At 67.3% G+C, this 20706-nt stretch carries 15 protein-coding genes; 6 read left to right on the forward strand and 9 right to left on the reverse strand.

From position 1 onward, the window contains the following. Positions 1-206: 206 nt before the first annotated feature. The 3 genes from AC5P6X_RS13090 to AC5P6X_RS13100 all read right to left on the reverse strand — a co-directional run bounded on the left by AC5P6X_RS13090 (position 207) and on the right by AC5P6X_RS13100 (position 3330). Positions 207-1652 carry an ExeM/NucH family extracellular endonuclease gene (locus AC5P6X_RS13090; protein ID WP_285311658.1) on the reverse strand — a complete coding sequence of 482 codons (1446 nt, stop codon included), beginning with the start codon at positions 1650-1652 and terminating at the stop codon, positions 207-209. A 346-nt stretch (positions 1653-1998) separates the two neighbouring features. Next, positions 1999-2517: a c-type cytochrome gene (locus tag AC5P6X_RS13095; RefSeq protein WP_329755845.1), complete on the reverse strand. Its 519-nt coding sequence runs from the start codon at positions 2515-2517 to the stop codon at positions 1999-2001. Positions 2518-2721: 204 nt separating this feature from the next. Next, positions 2722-3330 carry a TetR/AcrR family transcriptional regulator gene (locus AC5P6X_RS13100; RefSeq protein ID WP_005407661.1) on the reverse strand — a complete coding sequence of 203 codons (609 nt, stop codon included), beginning with the start codon at positions 3328-3330 and terminating at the stop codon, positions 2722-2724. A gap of 160 nt (positions 3331-3490) precedes the next feature. On the opposite strand from AC5P6X_RS13100, the gene AC5P6X_RS13105 reads away from it, so the two are divergent. The 3 genes from AC5P6X_RS13105 to AC5P6X_RS13115 are packed head-to-tail and all read left to right on the forward strand — an operon-like array spanning position 3491 to position 8299. Continuing rightward, positions 3491-4654: an isovaleryl-CoA dehydrogenase gene (locus tag AC5P6X_RS13105; protein ID WP_005407660.1), complete on the forward strand. Its 1164-nt coding sequence runs from the start codon at positions 3491-3493 to the stop codon at positions 4652-4654. Between the two features lie 10 nt (positions 4655-4664). Beyond that, on the forward strand, positions 4665-6275 hold the full coding sequence (locus AC5P6X_RS13110) for a carboxyl transferase domain-containing protein (RefSeq protein WP_049449351.1): 1611 nt from the start codon (positions 4665-4667) through the stop codon (positions 6273-6275). A gap of 8 nt (positions 6276-6283) precedes the next feature. Further along, positions 6284-8299, forward strand: a complete 2016-nt coding sequence (locus AC5P6X_RS13115; protein WP_425531778.1) for an acetyl/propionyl/methylcrotonyl-CoA carboxylase subunit alpha — start codon at positions 6284-6286, stop codon at positions 8297-8299. 21 nt (positions 8300-8320) lie between these two features. On the opposite strand, the gene AC5P6X_RS13120 is transcribed toward AC5P6X_RS13115, so the two are convergent. Continuing rightward, on the reverse strand, positions 8321-9490 hold the full coding sequence (locus tag AC5P6X_RS13120) for a putative peptide maturation dehydrogenase (protein WP_099606035.1): 1170 nt from the start codon (positions 9488-9490) through the stop codon (positions 8321-8323). A gap of 143 nt (positions 9491-9633) precedes the next feature. Here AC5P6X_RS13120 and AC5P6X_RS13125 point away from each other — a divergent pair, with 143 nt between their 5' ends. Further along, positions 9634-9939, forward strand: coding sequence for an NHLP-related RiPP peptide (locus AC5P6X_RS13125; protein WP_005407656.1), 306 nt, complete (start codon positions 9634-9636; stop codon positions 9937-9939). On the opposite strand, the gene AC5P6X_RS13130 is transcribed toward AC5P6X_RS13125, so the two are convergent. The 4 genes from AC5P6X_RS13130 to aceB form a co-directional block, all read right to left on the reverse strand. After that, positions 9912-12449, reverse strand: coding sequence for a putative peptide modification system cyclase (locus AC5P6X_RS13130; protein WP_088436832.1), 2538 nt, complete (start codon positions 12447-12449; stop codon positions 9912-9914). The genes AC5P6X_RS13125 and AC5P6X_RS13130 overlap by 28 nt on opposite strands. A gap of 17 nt (positions 12450-12466) precedes the next feature. Then, positions 12467-13507 carry a GGDEF domain-containing protein gene (locus AC5P6X_RS13135; protein ID WP_024956231.1) on the reverse strand — a complete coding sequence of 347 codons (1041 nt, stop codon included), beginning with the start codon at positions 13505-13507 and terminating at the stop codon, positions 12467-12469. Between the two features lie 417 nt (positions 13508-13924). Beyond that, positions 13925-15226, reverse strand: coding sequence for an isocitrate lyase (gene aceA / locus AC5P6X_RS13140; RefSeq protein ID WP_005407653.1), 1302 nt, complete (start codon positions 15224-15226; stop codon positions 13925-13927). A 64-nt stretch (positions 15227-15290) separates the two neighbouring features. Further along, positions 15291-16913 carry a malate synthase A gene (aceB, locus tag AC5P6X_RS13145; protein ID WP_049449340.1) on the reverse strand — a complete coding sequence of 541 codons (1623 nt, stop codon included), beginning with the start codon at positions 16911-16913 and terminating at the stop codon, positions 15291-15293. 110 nt (positions 16914-17023) lie between these two features. On the opposite strand from aceB, the gene AC5P6X_RS13150 reads away from it, so the two are divergent. Further along, complete coding sequence (locus AC5P6X_RS13150; protein WP_024956234.1) at positions 17024-17992, forward strand: LysR family transcriptional regulator; 969 nt, start codon at positions 17024-17026, stop codon at positions 17990-17992. Positions 17993-18316: 324 nt separating this feature from the next. After that, positions 18317-19234, forward strand: coding sequence for a LysR family transcriptional regulator (locus AC5P6X_RS13155; RefSeq protein ID WP_005407650.1), 918 nt, complete (start codon positions 18317-18319; stop codon positions 19232-19234). Positions 19235-19363: 129 nt separating this feature from the next. Here the strand turns inward: AC5P6X_RS13155 and AC5P6X_RS13160 are convergent, their stop codons facing one another. Further along, positions 19364-20620, reverse strand: coding sequence for an MFS transporter (locus AC5P6X_RS13160; RefSeq protein ID WP_108269915.1), 1257 nt, complete (start codon positions 20618-20620; stop codon positions 19364-19366). Between the last annotated feature and the right edge of the window lie 86 nt (positions 20621-20706).

Genomic DNA, 20706 nt, shown 5'->3' on the forward strand with positions numbered 1-20706 from the left:
CCGCGAGCCGGTGCTGTGCACCGGTTCCCTGCGCTTCTCGGTGAATCAGGGGACAGCGCCGAACTCGCTGCGCTCAAACATCGGCGCCTCTTCGCCCCTGATTCACCTGCGATGCTCGGCTCGCTTGAAGGCGGACTGATAGATCAAAAGCAACGGCAGCATCCGTGCCGATCAAGGTCCCTCCCAGAGCAGATCCCCGCCGAACCTTATCTGTCGAAACCCAACAACAGCGGGTCGTGGTCGGAGCTGCGCCACGGGCCCTGCACGTTGCGGCCCTGGTAGCCACTGGCGTCCTGTTCGTCGGCATTGCTGTGCCACTCGGCGGCACCGCGCAGGCGCTTGGCCATGCCCGGGCTCAGCAGCGCGTGGTCGAGGCGGCCGGTATAGCCGTTGTAGACGTAGCTGTAGGGATGCTCGATCTTGGCGACCTTGAACGCGTCCTGCCAGCCCAGGTCATGCAGGGTGCGGATCGGGTCTTCCATCGCGTAGGCATTGAAATCGCCGAGCAGCACCGCGTCCTTTGCACCGGTACCGGTCGGGTCGGTCTGCAGCCAGGCGTGCAGCTGCTGCGCCGAGGTCACGCGGGTGGCGTTCCAGCAGCCCTGGTTGTCGTTGTGGTCGGCGTCGGCACCGGCGGCGTCGCGGCAGCCCTTCGACTTGAAGTGGTTGGCCACCACCACGAACGGCGCGCCCTGCTTGCCCTGGAAGGCCTGCGCCAGCGGCACGCGGCTGTGCGCGACGAACGGGCCACCGGTCAGCGTGGCCGGCTTGCCCACCGGCTGCAGGCGCGCGCTGCGGTAGATGATGCCGACCCGGATCGGGTTGTCACCGGGGCCGTTGCCCGCGTCGACAAAGCGCCAGTCGCCCTGCGCGCCACGGTCGCGGTTGAGCGCATCGACCAGTTCGGCGATGGCCGACTGCGGGCCGTAGCCGTCGTTCTCCAGTTCCATCAGCGCGGCGACATCGGCGCCCAGCGCGTTGACCGTGGTGACCAGCTTGGCCACCTGCGCCTTGTGTTCCTCCAGCGTGCGTGCGCCGCGCAGGGTCGGGAAGCCACCGCCCTGGCCGTCGCCGTTGAAGAAGTTCTCCAGGTTGAAGGCCGCCACATGCAGGTTGCCCGGCACGGTCGGCACCGCCGGGCGCTTCAGCTCCGGCAGCTTCAGCGCGCCTTCGACCTGCAGGCGCGGATGGCCCTGCGCGTCCATGCGCACGATGCCCTGCACATCGCGCAGCTGCATGCCGGTGCGCAGCACCGGGTTGCCCGGCAGGTAAGCCACGCTGGCCGGGTCGCGGGCATCGCTGCCATCTTCCAGCACCAGGCGGCGGCGCTGGTTGTCGGCCATCACCTGCTCATAGCCGGCAGTGCCCGGCGTGGCCACTTCGGTCGGCTGCCAGAGGCGGCCATCGAAGGCCACGGTGAGCTGGCCGAAGCGCTCCAGGCCGTCGGTACCGGCCAGGGTCAGCGGTGCGGCGATGCGCACGCGCTGGCCATCCAGTGCACGCCAGTCGGCCGGCGCGGCGGTCAGCACCACGGTGGCGCTGCTGCGCGCAGCGGAGGGCGACGCGGCCGGTGCGGCCTGCGGCTGGGCCTGGGCAAAGGCACCGGCCGGCAGCAGCAGGGACAGGGCAAGGGCGAGGGAACGGCGGCGCATCAACGGGCGACTCCATGGAAGAGGCGCACAGACTAACCTTGAAATGCGAAACCCCAGCGACGCGCGCGGTTTTGGCCTTGGCCGGCAAAGCCGCCGGCGGCAGACGGAGAACGACCGCGGCGATTGGGGCGACCGGCGGGTAGAGTCGACTGTTAGTCGACTAACGCGCGCTGCGCGGGCTTTTTCGGTGGCGTTGGGAAGAGCAGTCGACCAACAGTCGACTCTACCCCCGTTCCGCGGTTCCGCCATCCCGTTCGGCCGTTCCATGTTCCGCGGTTCCGCCATCCCGTTCGGCGGTTCCATGTTTCGACGTTTCCGCCGTTTCGCGGTTTGGCCGTTCCGGCGCCTACTTCAGGTTGCCCAGCATCCAGTCCACGGTGGCGTGGATCTGTTCCTCGGTCAGCGCCGGGTTGCCACCCTTGGGCGGCATGATGCCGCCATCCGGGCCGGTGTAGCCCTCGATGGCGTGCTTGTAGAGGCTGTCCTTGCCCTGCGCGATGCGCTTGTCCCAGTGCGAATGGTCCAGCGTCGGCGCCATGCCCACGCCGGTGGTGTGGCAAGCGGTGCACAGGTTGTCGAAGATGACCTTGCCGTCCTTGGTGCCGCCGTAGGCCACCTGCGAGGCGGCCTTGGCCAGCGCCGCGGCCTTGGCCGCAGCCTGCGCGGCGGCGCCGGTGCTGCCGGCATAGACCGCGCCGGTGGGCGAGATGCGCTGTTCGGTGCGCTTGGCCGCAGTCGGCGACACCTCGGGCGGAATCCGGGTGTGGATGTAGGCGGCTAGGAGGATGAGGCCGAGGGTGATGGTCGCCAGCAGCGCGATCACCATGGAGAAGCGTTTCAGGAACTCCAGATCGTAATTCCGCACTCTTCGTTACCCCTGGCTGATAGTCGTTGGACCACGGCTGAGCGACTGCGTGATGGACCGAGTATAGAACGCGCTTTGCGTGCGACAACAGGCGTCACTGCTGGTGCGGCGCAACATGCCGGGGGCTGGGGTCAGATCCCTTTTGCGGCGCAGAAGGGATCTGACCCCAGCAACAGAAGCCGGCCAGCGGCCGGCTCTACCACGTTACCGGGCGCCGATCGCGCGCAGGCAGAAGCTGCAGATCGCATCCACCAGCGCGTCTTCGTCGCGGTGCGCTTCGCGGCTGGGTGCGGTCGGGCCGACCATCGCCTCGGTGAAGGCGCCGACCAGGCAGGCGGCGGCCACATGCGCGTCCTGCGCCGGCAGCTCACCGGCGGCCACGCCCTCCTCCACCAGCCGCAGGAACACGTCGCCGAAGGCGCGACGACCACGCATGCGCTCAGCCTCCACGTCCGGATCGACCGGTTCGACGATGAAGGCATGCGCCAACCCCGGCCCGGCCAGGGCGCGGCGAACGAAGGCGGTGATCGCCAACCGCAGGCGCTCGCTGGCCACCTCCGGACCACTGGCGATGCGCTCCATGATCGCGACCTCGTGGGCCACCGCGGCGTTGAGCACCTCCACGAACAGCTCGGCCTTGGACGGGAAATGGCGATAGATCAGGCCGGTGGATACCCCCGCCTGGGTCGCCACGGCGGTCACCGGGGCGTTGCGCCAGCCGCCGGTGGCGACCAGCTCACGGGTGGCCAGCAGGATCCGTTCACGGGCCCCGGCCAGGCGTTCTTCCATCAGTGCAGAGCGTTTGTAGGCCATGTTTTGATTCTGGTTTCAATTTTTGAATTTGTATTCACTTCTTATCCGAACCCCGCTACGCTGGGTCCAATCGCCCGTGCGGGCCGCGGTCCTGCAGACCGCCGCCCGCTCCCCCGCCGGGTGCGTCCATTTCCTGCCATCCCGTCGTGGAGCCACCACAATGCACGTGCCATCCCTGAACTTCGACCTTGGCGAAGACATCGACCTGCTGCGCCAGAGCGTGGCCCATTTTGCCGCCGCCGAGGTCGCACCGCTGGCCGCCGAGGCCGATGCCAGCAACCAGTTCCCGCTGGCCCTGTGGCCGAAGCTGGGCGAACAGGGCCTGCTCGGCCTCACCGTGGAAGAAGCATACGGCGGCACCGGCATGGGCTACCTGGCCCACGTGGTGGCGATGGAAGAAATCTCGCGTGCCTCCGGCGGCATCGGCCTGTCCTATGGCGCGCACTCCAACCTGTGCGTGAACCAGCTGCGCAAGAACGGCAACGAAGAACAGAAGCAACGCTTCCTGCCCGGCCTGTGCGACGGCAGCCTGGTCGGCGCGCTGGCGATGAGCGAGCCGGGTGCCGGTTCGGACGTGGTGTCGATGAAGCTGCGCGCCGACAAGCGCGGCGACCGCTACGTGCTCAACGGCAACAAGATGTGGATCACCAACGGCCCGGATGCCGACGTGCTGGTGGTCTATGCCAAGACCGACATGGACGCCGGCGCCAAGGGCATCACCGCGTTCCTGGTCGAGAAGGGCATGAAGGGCTTTTCCACCGCGCAGAAGCTGGACAAGCTGGGCATGCGCTCCTCGCCCACCTGCGAGCTGGTGTTCCAGGACTGCGAAGTGCCGGAAGAAAACGTGCTGGGCCAGGTTGGCGGTGGCGTGCGCGTGCTGATGTCCGGCCTGGACTACGAGCGCGTGGTGCTGTCCGGCGGCCCGCTGGGGCTGATGGCCGCAGCGATGGACGTGGTGATGCCGTACGTGCACGAGCGCCACCAGTTCGGTGAGGCGATCGGCAGCTTCCAGCTGATCCAGGCCAAGATCGCCGACATGTACGTCGGCCTGGGCGCCTGCCGCGCCTACGTCTATGCCGTGGCGCGCGCCTGCGACCAGGGCCGCACCACCCGCCAGGACGCCGCCGGTGCCATCCTGTACGCCGCCGAGAAGGCGACCTGGCTGACCGGCCAGGCGATCCAGATCCTGGGCGGCAACGGCTACATCAACGAATACCCGACCGGCCGCTTGTGGCGCGACGCCAAGCTGTATGAAATCGGCGCCGGCACCTCGGAGATCCGCCGCATGCTGATCGGCCGCGAACTGTTCCAGCGCACCCTGTAAGGCCACCGCGATGACCGTCCTGAACAGCCAGCTGCAACCGGGCAGCGATACCTTTGAAGCCAACCGCGCGGCCATGCAGGCCGTGGTTGACGATCTGCACGCCACCCTGGCGCGCACCGCGCTGGGTGGCAGCGAGGCCGCGCGCGCCAAGCACACCGCACGCGGCAAGCTGCTGGTGCGTGACCGCATCGACGCCCTGCTCGACCCCGGCAGCGCCCTCCTCGAAATCGCGCCGCTGGCCGCGCATGGCATGTACGAAGACGCCGTGCCAGCCGCCGGCGTGGTGGCCGGCATCGGCCGGGTGAGCGGCGTGGAGTGCGTGATCGTGGCCAACGATGCCACGGTCAAGGGCGGCACCTACTACCCCATGACGGTGAAGAAGCACCTGCGCGCGCAGGAGATTGCCGAACAGAACCACCTGCCGTGCATCTACCTGGTCGATTCCGGCGGTGCGTTCCTGCCGCTGCAGGACGAAGTCTTCCCCGACCGCGACCATTTCGGCCGCATCTTCTACAACCAGGCCAACCTGTCGGCGCAGGGCATTCCGCAGATCGCCTGCGTGATGGGCAGCTGCACCGCTGGTGGCGCCTACGTGCCGGCCATGAGCGACGAGACGGTGATCGTGCGCGAGCAGGGCACGATCTTCCTCGGCGGCCCGCCGCTGGTGAAGGCGGCCACCGGTGAGGTAGTGACCGCCGAGGAACTGGGCGGCGCCGACGTGCACACGCGCATATCCGGCGTGGCCGACCACATGGCTGACAACGATCTGCAGGCACTGGCACGGGTGCGTGCGATCATCGCGCAGCTGAACTGGCGCAAGCCGGAACCGGCGATGGCGGTGCAGGCCAGCGAAGAACCGCTGCTGCCGGCACACGAACTGTACGGTGTGATCCCGGCCGATACGCGCAAGCCCTACGACGTGCGCGAAGTGATCGCGCGCCTGGTCGATGGCTCGCGCTTCGACGAGTTCAAGCCGCGCTATGGCGCAACGCTGGTCACCGGTTTCGCCCATCTGAATGGCTACCCGATCGGCATCATCGCCAACAACGGCATCCTGTTCTCCGAGTCGGCGCTGAAGGGCGCGCACTTCATCGAGCTGTGCACCCAGCGCAACATCCCGCTGGTGTTCCTGCAGAACATCACCGGCTTCATGGTCGGCCGCAAGTACGAACAGGGCGGCATCGCCAAGGACGGCGCCAAGCTGGTGATGGCGGTGGCCTGCGCCAAGGTTCCCAAGTTCACCGTGGTGATCGGCGGTTCGTTCGGCGCCGGCAACTACGGCATGTGCGGCCGCGCGTACTCGCCGAACTTCCTGTGGATGTGGCCGAACGCTCGCATCGGCGTGATGGGCGGCGAGCAGGCCGCCAGCGTGCTGGCCACGGTCAAGCGCGATGGCATCGAAGCCAAGGGCGGCCAGTGGCCGGCTGCGGAGGAAGACGCGTTCAAGGCGCCGATCCGCGACCAGTTCGAGCAGCAGGGCCACCCGTACTACGCCAGCGCGCGCCTGTGGGACGACGGCGTGATCGATCCGGCCGACACCCGCCGGGTGCTGGCCCTGGCGCTGTCGGCCAGCCTCAACGCCGCCCCGCAGCAGACGCGCTTCGGCGTGTTCCGCATGTAATCCATGCCATGACCGAGCACGCTCCCATGAAGCCCGTTGCCATGTTCACCAAAGTCCTGATCGCCAACCGTGGCGAAATCGCCTGTCGCGTCATCGCCACCTGCCGCCGCCTCGGCATCGCCACCGTGGCGGTGTATTCCGATGCCGACCGCAACGCGCGCCACGTGCGCCTGGCCGACGAAGCCATCCGCATTGGTCCGGCCGCCGCGCGTGAGAGCTACCTGCGCGGCGATGCGCTGCTCGACGCGGCACGCGCGACCGGCGCGCAGGCCATCCACCCCGGCTACGGCTTCCTGTCCGAGAATGCCGACTTCGCCGATGCCTGCGCCGCCGCCGGCATCACCTTCATCGGGCCGCCGGCCAGCGCCATCCGCGCGATGGGCGACAAGAGCGCGGCCAAGGCGCTGATGGCCAAGGCCGGCGTACCGCTGACCCCGGGCTACCACGGCGACCAGCAGGCACCGGACTTCCTGCGCACGCAGGCCGACGCCATCGGCTACCCGGTACTGATCAAGGCCAGCGCCGGTGGCGGTGGCAAGGGCATGCGCAAGGTCGAGCGCAGCGAGGACTTCGTCGATGCGCTGGCCAGCTGCCAGCGCGAGGCGGCCTCGGCGTTCGGCAACGACCACGTGCTGGTCGAGAAGTATGTCGAGCGCCCGCGCCATATCGAGATCCAGGTATTCGGCGACAGCCACGGTGACGCGGTGTACCTGTTCGAGCGCGACTGCTCGGTGCAGCGCCGCCACCAGAAGGTGCTGGAAGAAGCGCCGGCCCCGGGCATGAGCGCGGAACGTCGTGCTGCGATGGGCAAGGCGGCGGTCGATGCCGCGCGCGCGGTGGGCTATGAAGGTGCGGGCACGGTGGAGTTCATCGCCGGCCCGGACGGCGATTTCTACTTCATGGAAATGAACACCCGCCTGCAGGTCGAGCACCCGGTCACCGAGTACATCACCGGTACCGACCTGGTGGAATGGCAGCTGCGCGTGGCCTCGGGCCAGCCGCTGCCGCTGCGCCAGGAGCAGCTGGCCATCCACGGCCACGCGATCGAAGCGCGCCTGTATGCCGAAGATGCCGACCGTGGCTTCCTGCCCTCCACCGGCACCCTGCGCCGCCTGCGCCTGCCAATCCCGTCGGCCCATGTGCGCGTGGATACCGGCGTGGAGGAAGGCGACAGCATCACCCCGTACTACGACCCGATGATTGCCAAGCTGATCGTCTGGGACGTGGACCGCGATGCCGCGCTGCGCCGCATGAGCCAGGCGCTGGCCGACTGCCAGGTGGTAGGCGTGACCACCAATACCGGCTTCCTGCGCCGGCTGGTGAATACCGGTTCGTTCGCGCAGGCCAGGCTGGATACCGCGCTGATCGAACGCGAACAGGCGGCATTGAGCGTAGTCGGCGACAGCAACGATGCACTGTGGCTGCTGGCAGCGGTGGCCGCCGTGGCCAGCACCGCAGCAGCCACCACCGATGCCCGTGACCCGCATTCGCCATGGCAGGCACAGGACGGCTGGCGCCTCGGCGCGTCTGCGCCACGCGTGCTGCCGCTGCAGCAGGGCGAGCGCCGGCACACACTGAAGGTCTGGACGCAGGCCGGTGGCTGGCGCGTGCAGCGCGATGACGCCGCGCCGGTTCAGGTGATCGGCACAGCCGATGCGCAGCATCTTACCGTGCAGCTGGGCGAACGCCGCTGGTCGCTGCAGCTGCTGCGCGACGGTGACCAGCTGTACCTGTTCGGCGCCGACGGCCAGCACCGCTTCACCCTGCATGATCCGGTGGGCGAATCGGACCACGCCGTGGCGGATGCCGGCAGCCTGCTGGCGCCGATGCCGGGCAGGATCGTCGCGACACTGGTCGCGGCCGGCACCGAGGTCAAGCGCGGCACGCCGCTGGTGGTGCTGGAAGCGATGAAGATGGAGCACACCCTGCAGGCACCGGCGGATGGGACGGTGAAGGGCTATCGCGCCAAGGCCGGCGACCAGGTGGGTGATGGCGCGGTACTGGTGGACTTCGAAGCGGCGTGATGCAGCAGAGGCCGCGCGGGGTCAGCCCGCGCGGTCTTCAAGGTTCCAGATCGTGCCTGCCGGGTCCAGTTCGCTGGTCGTCATCCGTGATGCACGCCATCCGAAACCGCAGACCGCGAGTACCCCCTCGTTGATCGTGTCCAGGCCCAGGGCACGTTCGATGGGCTTTTCGTTGATCGCTGCAGTAATGAATGCTCCCAGGCCGGCATCCGTGGCCGCCAGGTACAGCGTCTGGGATAGATGTCCCGCCTCCATCGCGACAACCCGATAGCTTTTCCCATGCTGGCGATACTTCCAGTACGTCCTGTTGAAACGCGGGGCCAGGACCACCAGCACGTGCGCATCCGCGAACCAGTGCTGCTGGCCGACCATGGACATCACGAAGTCGCGATCGATGGCCACGGGGCAATCAACCGGCATCAGTCCGTGGCCCTGCGCTCGATAGAGGTACATGCCCGCGGCAAGTCCATCGACATTGCGCACCAGCACGTAGGCTTCCACAGGATGCAGTCCGCCGCCCGAAGGGACGTTCTTCTTCAGGAACACCAGATCATCGCCTTCGCGCTGGCAGCTGCTGCTGCCGAATGCCCGCTGCAGCATCTGGCTCAGCAGGGGCAGCGGCAGTGATCGGGTGACATCGAAGTTCCGGCAGGTGACGCGCCGCGCCAGCAGTGCGTCGAAATCGTTGGACTGCTGAGGCGGCAGTGGTACCAACCCAGCGTCGGCAGCGGCAGCGTGCGGTGGCGGCGGTCCCAACGTCCTGCGCATCTGCGAGGCCGTTTCGATCTGTGATTCACGCATGTTGCGAACGGCGTCAACATCCTCCCAGCGTGAGAAGGCATGCATGACCGCAGCCAGGGGATGCCAATGCGTTGCACGCAGCCGCTCGTCACGAGCGGCAACATCGTCATCCTGCCCCCGGGTCAACACCAGGCCACTGGCGATCAGCAGGTCCATCGCGGGTGAACAGGCCTTCCCTGCCTCAAGCGTGGTCCATGCACTTGGGCTCAGGCTTCCCAGCAGTGCCTGTGCCGCAGCGTCCAGCACCACCGGTCCATCCAGGTGGGGGGCGAGTGCCTCCCAGGCAAGCGTGCGCACCAGCCCATCACCACCGCGCAGCAGGCCCTCAAACTCGAACCGGATCTGCTCGGTGGGCTGTACCACTACGATCGCGCAGCGCCTGACATCCATCGGATCAGCCCTTCCTTCATCGTGAATCCACGTTATCGAACCGCGACCCGATTCCTTTACATCTCCCGCTCTACCCTCTCAAGAACCGCTTGGCCAAGCCGACATCACCACTGCCCCTCGACACTCCATGGATGCAGGACACAATGCCCACGTTGACGCTCTCGCTGCCGGTCGCAAGGACGCTGGTTCAGCGCCTCGCCACCGATGACACCTTCCGCCAGCTCTTCGCCACCGACACGGCTGCCGCGATACTGCTGGCTGGACACGTTCCATCCAACCCGGCTGACCTTCAGCAGTTCGTCCAGGATTGCTGCAAGAACATCTGCCTGGCGGAGAAAGACGTCATCGCACAGGCCGAAGAGCAGATCATCGCCATGCTGACCAGTGGTACCGGCTACTCCGTGCCGATGCTTGAGGACGGTTACGGCTCGCCGCGCACGCTGCGCTGAGGCATCGAGGCCATGGTGTCGGCAGCCTCGATTGCCGGCGTCGCCATGAGCCTCCGCACATCCACTACGTTAAGCGCCTGCAGGCAGAAGCTGCATTGCGCTTCTGCATATGCAAATCCGGGGCGATCACGCAGCCAACGCGTCTGCTCCTGGGCAACATCCTTCAGGCCCGCCTCCAGCGCCAGGTCACGCACTGCCAGCCGCACCTGCAGGCGTGGCTGCTTCTTCAGCAGCGGTACGAGCAGGTCCAGCCCGGCCTGGGGCCGGCCCTCATGCTGCATCATCCGCCCGGCCAACAGGGTGACGTACTGGCGCAACACGCTGCTGTCAGGGAGATCCTGAAGCGCGTTCATCCGGGCCTGGACCGCCTTGGCCGGTGCGGCATCGCCCAGTCTCAGTGCCAGCAAGGCTGCTGCGTGTGCTGCAACCAGGCGATCCACTACCTCCACCGCGGGTTCGCCGCTCAGCTCTGCGAACGGCGCGGTCGCGGCCACGCGCGCCACCATCAGCGCCTTCGACCTTCTGCCGGCCATCATGTAGGCGACGGCCAGGGGCATGTCGAAGTTGTACCGATCCATGCCCTGGCGCTGTCCGGCAAGCATCCTTCCCTGTTCGGCGAGCTTGATGGCGCCCTCGACATCGCCTTGGTCAAGCGCAATCGTGGTAGCGAAATTGCCAGCATGGAAGTTGCCTGGATCGATCCGCCCAAGCAGCGCATTGGCCTTCTCGAACTCGGAACGCGCTGCCGCTACCGTCGCCTGGCGCATCAATGCACCTTCCCAACCATTGCCGGCGGCACGACTGAACGCGATGTCAGCCTCTGCGTAGCGCTCGCTGGCCAGCAAGGCGCGGCCGTACTGGTCCTGCGCGATCTCAGGCAGTTCGACCCTGCTTTGTGCAACACGCCTGGAAAGCGCCAGGGCCTCGGCAAGGCGGTTCTCGTGGAAAAGATTCAGACCGGCGTTGTAGCTTGCAGGCATGTAATCCGGATACAGCTCCGCCATGCGCGCCCAGCCATCGGTGGCGCGATCCGGATCACTGATCTGCAGCGCCCAGTTCTGCACGTACAGGCGCTCGCGTGGCGTAAGGTGCCCTGATCGACGGTCGGCCTCTGCCAGCAGACGCCGGGCATCGCGGTAATTCATCATGGCGAAGCGACAGCGGGCTTGGCCCAGCCATGCCAGGGCGAACTCAGGATCGACCTCGATCGCCTGCCCGAAGAACGCCATCGCGCCGTTGAAATCTCCTCGGCTGTAGCGCTTCTGGCCCAAGGCAAACGCACGCAACGCATCCATGCTGCCCGTGGTCACCTCCGGCAGGGATTGGCTGTCGCGCTGGATCAATGCGGGCTCTTCGCCCAGGCGATCGCGCAGCTGGCGCGAAACATCGTCCACCGCCGCCAGTACCGCACCCGCCTTCGCATCGGCGGATACCACGGCCAGGGTGCGCAGCGTCGACGGCTCGACCACCTCCACGCTGAAGCGGGTTCGGCCGCCGACATCGGTCGCCGATGGCACGAACACCAGGCGGGCGCCCGTGCGCACCGCCACAGCGGCGGCATCGCCACGTTCGCGGACACCGCGATCCGGCGGTTTCCGCATCATCTCAAGGGTACGGCTGACGCGGTCGTCACTGACGACGTTGACGTAGCGGGACTGCTCGAGACTGATCCGGAACGCCTGGTCCAGGGCGTCATCGAGCAGTCGATTGCCGGTGAGGTTATGCAGCCCGCCGAGCACCACCCAGTCGCGTTCGGCGAACGCGATGGCCGGCTGTGGCCGGGTCAGCAACCAGACACCAAGCACTGCGGCCAGCAGTACGGCGGCCTGCGCCGCCATCGCCAGCGGACGGCGCCACAACGGAAGATCACGCCGGGCCTTGGCCGTGTGCCGCAGCCGCCCCGGGGTGGGCATGCCCGCCGCCTGCACGCCGTAGACTTCGGCTGGCTGGCTCACGCCCTTGAAGCGCCATCGCCCGAACGATCGCCATTGCAGGCCTTCAGCCATCGCGCCCAGCGACCCACTGGAGCGACGCACGATGGATTCGGCCACCGCCGAAAGCAGGATCTGGCCCGGACGTGCCAACTGCATCAGGCGCGCCGCCGTCGGCTTGGCCAGGCCTTCGACTTCAATCGCCTTGGCCCCAGCCCGCACTGCCTCGGCGCTGTTCTCCCAGGTCAGCACATCGCCCACATGCAGACCGGCCCGCGCCTGCAGATGGATCTCGTGTCTCTGCCCCAGCGGCTGCAGCCCACGCTGGTAATCCAATGCGAAGCCAAGCGCGTCGATCGGGCGCTCGAACAGCATGAACAGCCCGTCGGAGCGATCGATCAGCTGGCCGTTCCAGCGCTGCTGCAGCGCCAGCACCAGGCGGTCGTGTTCCTGGAACAGTTCTGCGGCAGCGACATCGCCGATGCGTTCGACCAGCAGCAGCGAGTCACACAGGTCGGTGAACAGCAGGGCGCGCAGTTGCTGGTTGTGCGGCGCCGACGTTCCGTTGTCGCCATTCATCGCCTCTGTCTCCCGATCTAGGGTGAGTCCACTGCGTCTGCCCAACGCAGGCAGTTGCCACCATCACGCTTGGCCTGGTACAGCGCACGATCCGCGCTGGCGTACCACTCGCTCCAGCCCGCATCCGGGTCCAGCAGGCTGGCGCCGATGCTGACCAGGCTGACGTGCGGCGTGCCGTGGCTGCGCTCAAGCAGGCCGTGTACCGCGCTGAGGATGAACTCTGCCGCGTGCTGCACGATCTCGTGGTTGCCACGACGCAGGATCAGGCAGAACTCGTCACCGCCGAGCCGGCAGGCCAGGTCCTGCTCACCGGCCATCGAGCGCAGGATGTTGCCCATGCTCTGCAGCACGCGATCGCCGGCCTGGTGGCCATGGCGGTCATTGATCTGCTTGAAGCGGTCGCAGTCGATGAGCAGCAGCGCCTGCGGCAGCCCACTGCCATCGGCGCGGCATTCCTGCAGGTACAGGGTGAGGCCACGGCGGTTGTGCAGCCCGGTCAGTTCATCGGTACGCACCAGTTCACGGGTGTGGGTCAGCTGGTGGGTAGTGATGTACAGATTGTCCAGCGCGGTTTCCAGATCATGGTTGCGCCGGCGCAGCTGGCTGATCAGCGCCTGTTCGTTGGTCAGCACGCGCATGATCGTGCGGCGCAGGAAGTAGGCGACCAGGCCCGGATCGGATTCCACCAGACGATGGAAGTCGGCGGGCCCCAGCTCAAGCACCTCGCAGTCCACCAGGGCGCGCGCACTGGCGCTGCGCGGGTGGTCACCCACCAGCAGGCCCAGCTCACCGAAGAACTCCTGCTGCCCGAGGGTCTTGATCACCAGGTCCTCGCCGAAATCCAGTTCGATCTGGCCTTCCAGGATCACGTACATGCGCTCGCCACGGTGGCCACGCTGGAACAGCCACTGCCCGGCATGAAGCTTGCGTGGACGGGCAAATCTGGCGAACAATGCGACCTCGGCATCGGACAGCAGCGCATGCACGATCTCGGCCATCGCCACCCGGGCGATACCTGACGTCACATCACTGTTCTCGGCCGCACCCCTGCCGGTCATTCCCTGCACCCGCCGCCAGCGTCCCCTGGTGAGCCGCGGAGCATAGCACCGCTTTAAAATGTGCGCCCTATCTCATTTTGAGCCGTGTGGTCCGCTTTCCCGATGTGAAGGCGCACGGTGGCCGTTCTGCCCGCCACGGTCCAGGGAAAAGTCGTTCCGGATCAATCTGATGGCCACCTTCACAGGGTTTCGGCCAAGTTGCCGGACTGTGGGGTGCGCTGGATTGACGCTGCATGCGTTCATCGCGTTTCCATCGATACAACAACGCCGGCAAGTCCCCCGACCGGCCGGCGTTGCCTGGCCCTTCCCTGGCCACCCTGATCGGATTCGCGACCCCGGTAGAGCCGGCCGCTGGCCGGCTTCTCCGTAGTGCCCGAAGGCGCACGTGGGTGCCGGCCAGCGGCCGGCACTACCGCATCACGCGGCGCGTTCGCTGCGCCCGCCGTGGAACTGCTCTTCTTCGGTCGAGCCGGTCAACGCGGTGGTCGAGGACTGGCCCTGCTGGATCGCCTGAGTCACGGCATCGAAGTAGCCGGTGCCAACCTCGCGCTGGTGCTTGACCGCGGTGAAACCACGCTCGGCGGCTTCGAACTCGGCTTCCTGCAGTTCCACGAACGCGCTCATCTGGCGGCGTGCGTAGCCGTGGGCCAGATTGAACATGCCGTAGTTCAGCGCGTGGAAGCCGGCCAGGGTGATGAACTGGAACTTGTAGCCATAGCTGCCCAGCTCACGCTGGAACTTGGCGATGGTGGCGTCGTCCAGGTTCTTCTTCCAGTTGAAGCTGGGCGAGCAGTTGTAGGCCAGCAGCTTGCCCGGGAACTTCGCATGGATCGCCTCGGCGAACCTGCGTGCGAATTCCAGGTCCGGCTTGCCGGTCTCGCACCACACCAGGTCGGCGTAGGGCGCGTAGGCCAGGCCACGGCTGATCGCCTGGTCCAGGCCATTGCGGGTCTTGTAGAAGCCCTCGACGGTGCGCTCGCCGGTGGTGAACGGGCGGTCGTTGCCGTCGATGTCACTGGTCAGCAGATCCGCGGCCTCGGCATCGGTGCGCGCGACCAGCAGGGTCGGCACGCCCAGCACGTCGGCGGCCAGGCGTGCGGCGTTGAGCTTCTCGATGGCCTCGCGGGTCGGCACCAGCACCTTGCCGCCCATGTGGCCGCACTTCTTCACCGACGCCAGCTGGTCTTCGAAATGCACGCCGGCGGCGCCGGCCTCGATCATCGCCTTCATCAGTTCGAAGGCGTTGAGTACGCCGCCGAAACCGGCTTCTGCGTCGGCCACGATGGGCTGCAGGAAGTCGATGTCATCCTTGCCTTCGGCGTGGTGCAGCTGATCGGCACGCAGCAGCGTGTTGTTGATGCGCTTGACCACCGCCGGCACCGAATCGGCCGGGTACAGCGACTGGTCCGGGTACATCTGGCCGGCCAGGTTGGCGTCGGCCGCCACCTGCCAGCCGGACAGGTAGATCGCCTTCAGCCCGGCCTTGACCTGCTGCATGGCCTGGTTGCCGGTCAGCGCACCCAGCGCGTTGACGAACTCGCGCTCATGCAGCGATGCCCACAGCTTCTCCGCACCCAGGCGGGCCAGCGAATGCTCGATGTGGACGGTGCCGCGCAGGCGCACCACGTCGGCGGCGCTGTAGTTGCGCTGGATGCCTTCCCAACGCGGGTTGGTATCCCAGTCGTGCTGGATCTGTTCGGCAGTGGGCAGCTTGCTCATGTCTTTCTCCAGTTCGGTTCGTGCGTGCAACGGGGAGGGAAACGGCGGGTTTGCGGGCAGTCGGTCAGTCGATGCGCGCGTAGGCCGGCAGGGTCAGGAAATCGGTCAGTTCGTCGCTGCGGCTCAGTTCGCCGAGCAGGGCGATGGCCTCGCCGATGCGTGCGCCACCGGGCAGCGCGGCGGTATCGCCCAGCCGTGCCGGCAGCTGCGAGAGGGTGGAATCCAGCAGCGCGAGGTCGATCGCGGTGCCGTCGTCCAGCTGCTGGCCCGGCGTGTGCAGCCACTGCCACAGCTGGCTGCGACTGATCTCGGCGGTGGCCGCATCCTCCATCAGGTGGTGGATCGGCACGCAGCCGTTGCCATCCAGCCAAGCGGCCAGGTAGCGCACGCAGACTTCCACGTTGCCTTCGAAACCGGCGCGGGTGATGGTGCCCGGCGGCCGTGCGATCAGTTCGTCGCGGCCGACGCGCACGTCCTGGCGCAGCACGCTGTGCTGGTTCGCACCGGGCATGTGTTCGTCGAAGATCGCCATCGCCACCGGAATCAGCGCCGGGTGCGCAACCCAGGTGCCGTCATGGCCAGCGGTGACTTCGCGCAGCTTGTCGGCGCGCACGCGGGCCATCGCCTGTTCGTTGGCGGCGGCATCGTTGTTGATCGGAATCTGCGCGGCCATGCCGCCCATCGCATGCGCACCGCGGCGGTGGCAGGTCTGGATCAGCAGTTCCGAATAGGCCTTCAGGAACGGCTGGGTCATGGTCACCTGGCCGCGTTCGGGCAGCACGCGGTCGGCGTGGCGGCGGAAGGTCTTCAGGTACGAGAAGATGTAGTCCCAGCGCCCGCAGTTCAGGCCGACGATGCGGTCACGCAGCGCGTGCAGGATCTCGTCCATCTCGAACACCGCCGGCAGCGTTTCGATCAGCACCGTCACCTTGATCTGGCCATGCGGCAGGCCGAGCATGCCTTCGATGTGCGACAGCGCGGTCTCCCACAGCGCCGCCTCTTCCATGCTCTGCAGCTTGGGCAGGTAGAAGTACGGGCCGCGGTCCTTCGCCTGCAGGGTGCGGGCGTTGTGGAAGGCGAACACCGCCGCGTCGAACAGGCCACCGGCCAGCGGCTGGCCGTCGATGGCCACGTGCTTTTCGTCCAGGTGCCAGCCGCGCGGGCGCACGATCAGCACCGCCTGCTCGTCGTACGGGCGCAGGCTGTAGTGCTTGCCATTTGCAGCGGTGAATTGCAGGTCACCGCGCACCGCCGCCGCCAGCGACTGCTGGCCGGCCAGCAGGTTGCGCCAGGTCGGCGAGGTCGAATCCTCGAAGTCGGCCATGAACACCTTGGCGCCGGAGTTCAGCGCGTTGATGACCATCTTCGGGTCGGTCGGGCCGGTGATCTCGACGCGGCGGTCCTGCAGCGCGGCCGGCAGCGGGGCAACGCGCCAGTCGCCGTTGCGGATCGCGGTGGTGTCTTCACGGAAGTCCGGCAGGCCGCCCTGGTCGAAGAACGCCTGGCGCTCGCGGCGGGCCTGCAGCTGTGCCTGCCGGCCCGGCTCCACCGCGCGGTGCAGCGACACCAGCAGGGCCAGCAGCGGCGCCGGCAGCACGGTGTCCTGGCCGGCCACGCGGGTCGCCAGGGCGATGCCGGGGGTAGCCTTGCTGGCAGGGGTGGGAACAGCGGAAGCGACGGCGGACATGGGGCGACTCCAGCGGTGGGGGAACGACTCCACGGTGCCGCTGGGCCGGAGTATTTGGCAAAACAGTTTTTGCAATGCTTTACATAACTTGTGCTAATACTTGTGACGCCATGACCACGCGCCCCTCGCCAAGTCCTCGTTTTTCCTACAAATCCGACCGGTTGAAGCCGCTGCGCGCGTTCTGCCAGACCGTGCGCCTGGGCTCGGTCTCACGGGCGGCTGAGGCACTTTTCGTCAGCCAGCCGGCGATCAGCCTTCAGTTGCAGGCGCTGGAACGGGAGCTGGGGGTGCCGCTGTTCGAGCGCAGCGGGCGCCGCCTGGTGCCCAGCCGCGAGGGCCAGCTGCTGTATGAAATGGCGCAACCACTGGTGGAAAACCTGGACGGGCTGGAGGCGCGCTTCCGCGACAAGGTGCGCGGCCTGGATGCGGGCGAACTGAACATCGCCGCCAACAGTTCCACCATCCTCTACCTGCTGCCGAAGATCGTCGAACGCTTCCGCCTGCATCACCCGGACGTGCGTCTGACCCTGCACAACGCGATCAGCGCCGACGGCACCGACCTGCTGCGCGAGGATGCCGCCGACCTGGCGATCGGTTCGATGACCGATGTGCCGGCCGACCTGAGCTACGCCCCGGCCTACCGCTTCGAGCAGGTGCTGATCGCACCGCACGATCATCCGCTGGCCAGTGGCGGCGAGCTGGAGCTGGCCGACATCGCGCGCTATCCGCTGGTGCTGCCGCCGAAGCGGCAGATCACCTACCGGCTGGTGGACCAGGTGTTCCAGCGCCACCGCATCGCCTACACCGTGGCACTGGAGGTCGGCGGCTGGGAGGTGATCAAGCAGTACGTGGCGATGGGCATGGGCATTTCGATCGTGCCGGCGCTGTGCCTGAACGAGGCCGACCGCGAGCGGTTGGCGGCGCGATCGATGAAGCGCTGGTTCCCAGAACGCAGTTACGGGGTGATCGTGCGCCGGGGCAAGGCGCTGTCGGCGCAGGCGCGGGCGTTCATCGAGCTGATCCAGCCGGAGTTGTTCAGCCCACGCGATTACGACCAGAGCGGGCATTCGGAGCGGTGAGGGGTGTTCTGGTTTGCAGGGCTGCCGCCCTGCACCTGCAGAGGCCGAAGCAACGGCAACGTCAACGGCAACAGCGGGCATTCCGTGGGATGGCGGGGTGGGTCCGGTTGTGGGGGACGCCGTAAACCCGTCCATGAAGTGACCCCCGAGGCTTGGTCGCGGCATCCATGTCGCTCACACCCCCGCAACCGGACCCACCCCGCCTTCGACAGTTGGTTGCTGCTGTTGGTGCCAGCTGCTGTTGGTGGGTGCCGACCGTTGGTCGGCACGGGATCGGATCCCATCTCTGATTCATTTCCGGCTGACGATGAATAAACTGGCCGCATGTCCATCGAACTCCGCCACCTGCGTTACTTCCTCGCTGTCGCCGATACGCTGCACTTCGGCCAGGCGGCGGAGCGGCTGGGCATGTCGCAGCCGCCGCTCAGCCAGCAGATCCGCCAGCTGGAGGACCTGATCGGTGCGCGCCTGTTCGTGCGCAGCCATCGTCGTGTGCAGCTGACGCCTGCGGGCGAGCTGCTGCAGGAACGTGCACGCGCCATCGTGCAGCAGGTGGAAGCGGCGGTGGACGAGGTACAGCGCGCGCAGCGCGGTGAGCAGGGTGAACTGCACATCGGCCTGACCCGCGCCACGCCGCTGTCGCCGCAGATTCCGCGTTCGATCCTGCATTACCGCCAGCAGTATCCGCAGGTGCGGCTGCAGCTGAGCGAGATGAACACCCTGCAGCAGATCGACGCGCTGCTCGACGGGTCACTGGACGTGGGCATCATCCGCAAGCGTGCGCTGCCGCCGGAACTGGTGGCGCACAGCCTGTTCGTCGATCCGCTGGCGTTGATCGTGCATGCCGACCATCCTGCCCTGCGCAGACTGTCGAAGCAGGGCACGCTGTCGCTGCGCGACTTCGCGCAGGAGCCATTCGTGGCGTTCCGCCGCAGTGCCGGTGCCGGCATCCACGACCACATGATCGCGTTGTGCGCGGCTGCCGGATTCACGCCGCGCATCGTGCAGGAGGCGGGTGAAGCCTCGACGCTGATCAGCCTGGCCGCCGCAGGCCTGGGCGCCGCGATCCTGCCGTCTTCGTGCGATCACATCCGGGTGGAAGGATCGCGCTTCGTGGCGCTGGCCGATGCCGGTGCCCATTCGGAAGTGCAGCTGGCGTGGCATCGCGAACGGGTAACCCCGTTGATCCGCAATTTCGCCACGCTGCTGCGCGGGGCATTCGCCGGTAGAGCCGACTGTTAGTCGACTATCGCGCGCAGGGCGGGGTTTTCGCGATCTGATGGAAGAGCAGTCGACTAACAGTCGACTCTACCTCGGCAAACCCGCCACACCATGGTTGCCGGCCAGCGGCCGGCACTGCCGTGCGTCGGTTCACGCCGTGACCGGCTGCGGCGCGCGCTGCTGCAACGCCCAGACGATGCCGCCGCCGACCAGGGTCAGCACGGCCGCGAACGCGCATACGCCAAGCCAGTCCCAGGCCGCATAGGCCAGGCCACCCACACCGCCCAGCACGCTGGACCCCAGGTAGTAGGCGAACAGGTACAGCGCCGAGGCTTCCGCACGCATCGCACCGGCGCGGCTTCCAACCCAGCTGCTGGCCACGGAATGACCACCGAAGAAGCCGAACGTCACCAGTGCGATACCCAGCGCCATCGTGCTCAGCCACGGCATCGCCAGCAGCGCGATGCCGGCGCCGATCAGCGCGAACGAGATCGACAGGATGCGGCCGCGTCCGTAGCGCGTGGCCTGGTGGCCCATCCACGCCGAACTGAAGGTACCCACCAGATAGACGCTGAAGATCAGCCCGACCACGGTCTGGCTGAGATGGTAGGGCGGCGCCAGCAGGTGATAGCCCAGGTAGTTGTAGAGGGTGACGAACACGCCCATCAGCACGAACGAGGTGGCGAACAGCCACGGCAGGCCCGGGTCGGCGAACAGCATGCGCCAGCGCGACGGCAACTGGCGCAGGCCATCACGGCGGGGCTGGAAGTGACGCGACGGCGGCAGCTGCAGCCACAGCAGCACGGTGCTGGCCACGGCGATGATCGAGACCACGCCGATGCCCCAGCGCCAGCCCCAGTGATCGGCGATGATGCCGGCCAGCAGGCGCCCGCTCATGCCACCGATGGCGTTGCCGCCGATGTACAGGCCCATCGCCAGGCCCAGCGCACGGCTGTCCATTTCCTCGACCAGGTAGGTCATCGCCACCGCCGGTACGCCGCTCAGCGCCAGGCCAAGCAGGGTGCGCAGCACCAGCAGCGTGGTCCAGTCGTCCACCAGCGCGGTGCAAAGCGACAGCATGGCCGACGCCAACAGCGCAACGATCATCAACGGGCGACGGCCGACCGCGTCGGACAGCAGGCCGGCCAGCAGCATCGCCACCGCCAGCGTGCCAGTGGTCAACGACAGCGACATCGCGCTGCCGGCGGCGGACACGCCGAAGTGACGGCTGAACTCGGGCAGCAGCGGCTGCACGGTGTACAGCAGGCCGAAGGTGGAGAAGCCGGCCAGGAACAGCGCCAGCGCGGTGCGGCGGAAGGCCGGGGTGCCCTGCTGGATGCGGGTGTCGGTGCCGGTATCGAGAGTGGAGGGACGGCCTTCAACGGCCGCCGCAGTTTCGCCAGTCATGGAATCGAAGGGCCGGTGGGGACGGCCGAGCGTGGGAGGGAACGGGCCTCAGACTAGGCCCGTCCATCCAGTCGATCCATAACCTG

The sequence above is a fragment of the Stenotrophomonas sp. YJH_SMC_40 genome, from assembly GCF_059368615.1.

Excerpts from the sequence above, each read along its gene's own strand:
- AC5P6X_RS13090 (WP_285311658.1), bottom strand. The coding sequence starts at position 1,652 with ATGCGCCGCCGTTCCCTCGCCCTTGCCCTGTCCCTGCTGCTGCCGGCC.
- AC5P6X_RS13100 (WP_005407661.1), bottom strand. The coding sequence starts at position 3,330 with ATGGCCTACAAACGCTCTGCACTGATGGAAGAACGCCTGGCCGGGGCC.
- AC5P6X_RS13105 (WP_005407660.1), top strand. The coding sequence starts at position 3,491 with ATGCACGTGCCATCCCTGAACTTCGACCTTGGCGAAGACATCGACCTG.
- AC5P6X_RS13110 (WP_049449351.1), top strand. The coding sequence starts at position 4,665 with ATGACCGTCCTGAACAGCCAGCTGCAACCGGGCAGCGATACCTTTGAA.
- AC5P6X_RS13115 (WP_425531778.1), top strand. The coding sequence starts at position 6,284 with ATGACCGAGCACGCTCCCATGAAGCCCGTTGCCATGTTCACCAAAGTC.
- AC5P6X_RS13120 (WP_099606035.1), bottom strand. The coding sequence starts at position 9,490 with ATGGATGTCAGGCGCTGCGCGATCGTAGTGGTACAGCCCACCGAGCAG.
- AC5P6X_RS13125 (WP_005407656.1), top strand. The coding sequence starts at position 9,634 with ATGCCCACGTTGACGCTCTCGCTGCCGGTCGCAAGGACGCTGGTTCAG.
- AC5P6X_RS13130 (WP_088436832.1), bottom strand. The coding sequence starts at position 12,449 with ATGAATGGCGACAACGGAACGTCGGCGCCGCACAACCAGCAACTGCGC.
- AC5P6X_RS13135 (WP_024956231.1), bottom strand. The coding sequence starts at position 13,507 with ATGACCGGCAGGGGTGCGGCCGAGAACAGTGATGTGACGTCAGGTATC.
- aceA (WP_005407653.1), bottom strand. The coding sequence starts at position 15,226 with ATGAGCAAGCTGCCCACTGCCGAACAGATCCAGCACGACTGGGATACC.
- aceB (WP_049449340.1), bottom strand. The coding sequence starts at position 16,913 with ATGTCCGCCGTCGCTTCCGCTGTTCCCACCCCTGCCAGCAAGGCTACC.
- AC5P6X_RS13150 (WP_024956234.1), top strand. The coding sequence starts at position 17,024 with ATGACCACGCGCCCCTCGCCAAGTCCTCGTTTTTCCTACAAATCCGAC.
- AC5P6X_RS13155 (WP_005407650.1), top strand. The coding sequence starts at position 18,317 with ATGTCCATCGAACTCCGCCACCTGCGTTACTTCCTCGCTGTCGCCGAT.
- AC5P6X_RS13160 (WP_108269915.1), bottom strand. The coding sequence starts at position 20,620 with ATGACTGGCGAAACTGCGGCGGCCGTTGAAGGCCGTCCCTCCACTCTC.